Annotated in this window: 4 protein-coding genes; all 4 read left to right on the top strand. The window is 42.3% G+C overall.

Annotated elements, in window-relative coordinates; genetic code table 11:
* Positions 1–329: 329 nt before the first annotated feature.
* The 4 genes from ACTTJ8_RS11555 to msrB all read left to right on the top strand — a co-directional run bounded on the left by ACTTJ8_RS11555 (position 330) and on the right by msrB (position 3242).
* Positions 330–1232, top strand: coding sequence for a selenium metabolism-associated LysR family transcriptional regulator (locus ACTTJ8_RS11555; RefSeq protein ID WP_442716922.1), 903 nt, complete (start codon positions 330–332; stop codon positions 1230–1232).
* A gap of 271 nt (positions 1233–1503) precedes the next feature.
* Positions 1504–1746 carry an AbrB/MazE/SpoVT family DNA-binding domain-containing protein gene (locus ACTTJ8_RS11550; protein ID WP_442721271.1) on the top strand — a complete coding sequence of 81 codons (243 nt, stop codon included), beginning with the start codon at positions 1504–1506 and terminating at the stop codon, positions 1744–1746.
* Positions 1734–2063: a type II toxin-antitoxin system PemK/MazF family toxin gene (locus tag ACTTJ8_RS11545; protein ID WP_442718732.1), complete on the top strand. Its 330-nt coding sequence runs from the start codon at positions 1734–1736 to the stop codon at positions 2061–2063. The genes ACTTJ8_RS11550 and ACTTJ8_RS11545 overlap by 13 nt, the downstream gene beginning before the upstream one ends.
* Before the next feature lie 78 nt (positions 2064–2141).
* Positions 2142–3242, top strand: a complete 1101-nt coding sequence (msrB, locus tag ACTTJ8_RS11540) for a peptide-methionine (R)-S-oxide reductase MsrB (RefSeq protein WP_442721270.1) — start codon at positions 2142–2144, stop codon at positions 3240–3242.
* The last annotated feature ends 71 nt before the right edge of the window (positions 3243–3313 follow it).

The raw sequence follows: 3313 nt of genomic DNA, 5'->3' as shown, positions 1-3313 counted from the left end.
CTTTCCATCGTACACGGATGTACGATGGAAAGAAACGCATAATCGTTTGTAAGGGTTATCTGTAATTCATCTTTCATAGCTGTACAAAGTATAGGGTATCCGGATATAAAATGCAATGCGCGGAGTGTAGGAGAAAAACGCAAGCCTGAGGGGGCGTATAATTATGATGAGGATATTACCGTGTACAGTATTTTTAGGTCGTTATAATACGGAATCCGTATCTGTGCATCGCTAAAAGCTATACCTGAGTTTTTAGAGATGCCCTGATCTCTTCGTTTCTATTGACAAAGGGGAGACTGGCGTATACTGTTTATGGGTAAGGAACACGTATGGAATTTAAGCATCTGGAAGTCTTTGTAAAATTAGTTGAAAACTTGAGTTTTTCTGCGGCGGCGGATGAATTGCATATTTCTCAGCCGACGGTTAGCCTCCATATTAAGCAGCTTGAGGAAGAACTTGATACACCGCTTTTTATCCGCTCAACACGGGAGCTGAAAATTACCGAAGAAGGCTCGATGCTCTACAATGAAGCAAAGGATTTATTGCAGCAGCGCACACAGCTGATCGACCGGTTTATCAATCCCGGGCAAAAAGTGTTGAGGATCGGGGCATCTACTATTCCTGCCGGATATATTGTCCCGCTAGTACTCAGCCGGTTTAAAAAGTCTCATCCGAATATTCTCGTTGAAATAGAAGAGCAGAACAGCTACGACACCATTAAGCGGATTTCCATGCGGAAAGTTGATGCGGGTATTGTCGGTATGAAGACCGAAGATGAAAACTGTGAGTTTAGACCGATCTATCAGGATGAGTTTGTATTTATTACTCCGAATATTCCTTATTATCAGCAGCTGAAAAAGAGCAAGCCAAGTCTTAAACGGCTTGCGCAGGAGCCGCTTATTGTGAGGGAAAGCGGTTCTGCGGTTAAGCACAATATGGATATGATGCTCCAATCGTCAGATATTGCACCGGAGTCGCTGCACATCGTTACTTCTATGAATAATATCGAAGTGATTAAGCGCCTTGTTGCCCAAGGGGTGGGTACCTCGTTTATTTCTAAGATTGCAGTGGAGGATATGGCAAACCGAGGCGAGTTGCTTTCGTTCCCGCTTGACGATATGCCTCATCAATACCGGCAGCTGTATGTTGTTTGGAATAAAAAGATTATGCTTCCCAGTTATTTACGGGAATTTTTGGATTGTACGGACATCTGCAACGAAGAAAAAGCATGAGGCACAGACTCAATGCAGTGTATCACTGGCTATCCCCGAAGCCGTAATGTGTATTCATGCGGAGGGCTAATGACGACAATCCGTGCCGGGGGTGTTGATTCAATTCCTTGCGGTAAACATCACAGATTCTATGTACGCTATCGCGTACCAATGCAACAGTTTTCAACTATAAAAAAGTTACCAGCATTCGCAATCAATTTCAAGAAATATTGTGTAGATGTTGTTGACAAATAAGAGTGATTACATAATAATTACATAAAGGCGGTGTAATATGTTAGTTTCTGTCATACCTATTGGAAATTCCCGTGGAATTCGATTGCCAAAACTTGTGTTAGATAAACTCCTTGTAAAAGACAAAATGGATATGGAAGTAACTGAAAAAGGTATACTCCTTACTCCTGTAAATGACTTACCGCGCTCTCATTGGGCAGAAGCATTTTATAAAATGCACAAAAATAAAGATGATGTTTTAGATGATATTCCTGTTTCAGGAGATTTTGAATGGGAATGGTAGTAAGTCAGTATAATGTTTATCTTGTAAATCTCGACCCGACAATAGGACATGAGATCAAGAAAACTCGACCTTGTCTTGTTATTTCTCCTGATGAAATGAATCACAATATTGATACTGTAATAATTGCACCAATGACAACAAAGTCACATGCGTACCCTTCTAGAGCTAAAGTGGAATTTGATGGTAAAGATGGCTGGATTGTTTTAGACCAGATTAGAACTGTTGATAAAATTCGCCTTGTAAAACATTTAGGAAAAATTTCTAAAAAGGCGATTGTAGATGTAAAAAGAGTTATAAAGGAAATGTTGGTTGATTAGTACATAACACATACTTCAACCTGATATTGCCTTTGCGGCAATGTCAGGTTAAGCGAATATTCAGAGGAGGACTAATATATGAGATTGTATTTTAAAGAAAATACAATGTTCGTTTTGATGTTCGTATGCTGCAGTGCGTTCAGCCTTTGGGGCTGCATGAATGCACAAGCAAAAGAACACGGCAGAACGCATCAAACTGCTGTACCAAAAGGAGGGAAATCCGTGCTGACGCAAGGAAACGTACAAGAAATATATCTAGCAGGCGGTTGTTTTTGGGGTGTTGAAGGATATTTCAGCAGGATCAGCGGTGTTGTAGACACAGATACCGGCTATGCAAACGGCAAGACTGCTGCTGCAAGCTATCAAGGGCTGCATGAAACTGATCATGCCGAAACGGTTAAGATACGCTATAATAGTGGGGTTATCGGATTGGAAGAGCTGCTGGCTCATTATTTCCGTATTATCGATCCCTTATCCGTAAACAAGCAGGGGAATGATACCGGCAGACAATACCGGACGGGCATCTATTATACAAACAAAGCGGATGAGCCGGTTATTAAAGCCTTTCTTAACAGGATGCAGGCACAGTATGAGCGCCCCATTGCTGTTGAAGTAGAACCGTTGCGGCATTTTGTCCTTGCAGAAGATTATCATCAAGATTATTTACAGAAAAATCCCAATGGCTACTGCCATATCAATCTGCACCTTGCCGAAGTACCGCTGTATGAGGACAGCCGGTTTGCACTCGCTGATGTGCAGAAGGCAAAAGACAAATTGACCCCGCTGCAATACAGCGTAACACAGGAAAAAGCAACTGAGCGACCCTTTACAAGCGAATACGATAAGTTCGAACAAAAGGGGATTTATGTTGATATTGTGACAGGAAAGCCGCTGTTTTCGTCAAGCGATAAGTACGATGCAGGCTGCGGATGGCCGAGTTTTACAAAACCGATCACATCCGAAGCAGTTGATTTTACCCAGGATCAGAGCCATGGTATGTCCCGCATTGAGGTAACAACCAAGAATGCCGGTACCCATTTAGGGCATGTATTCGATGACGGACCGCGGGATAAGACTGGTTTGCGATACTGCATCAATGGTGCTTCATTACGCTTTATTCCTTATGATCAGATGGATAGTGAAGGTTATGGAGATTTTAAGCAGTATGTACGGGATTAAGATTAAATAAGAAAGGAAAAATGGGCCCAGCTGGACTTGAACCGGCGACCCGCGGATTATGAGTCCGCTGC

The sequence above is a fragment of the Treponema sp. genome (assembly GCF_052169735.1).
Classification (GTDB): domain Bacteria; phylum Spirochaetota; class Spirochaetia; order Treponematales; family Treponemataceae; genus Treponema.
The sequence above is the reverse complement of the archived record's forward strand: the minus strand, read 5'-3'. Positions and strand labels throughout refer to the sequence as shown.

Bases quoted from the DNA above. Each gene is read 5' to 3' on its own strand.
- ACTTJ8_RS11545 (WP_442718732.1), top strand. From the start codon at position 1,734: ATGGGAATGGTAGTAAGTCAGTATAATGTTTATCTTGTAAATCTCGAC.
- ACTTJ8_RS11550 (WP_442721271.1), top strand. From the start codon at position 1,504: ATGTTAGTTTCTGTCATACCTATTGGAAATTCCCGTGGAATTCGATTG.
- ACTTJ8_RS11555 (WP_442716922.1), top strand. From the start codon at position 330: ATGGAATTTAAGCATCTGGAAGTCTTTGTAAAATTAGTTGAAAACTTG.
- msrB (WP_442721270.1), top strand. From the start codon at position 2,142: ATGAGATTGTATTTTAAAGAAAATACAATGTTCGTTTTGATGTTCGTA.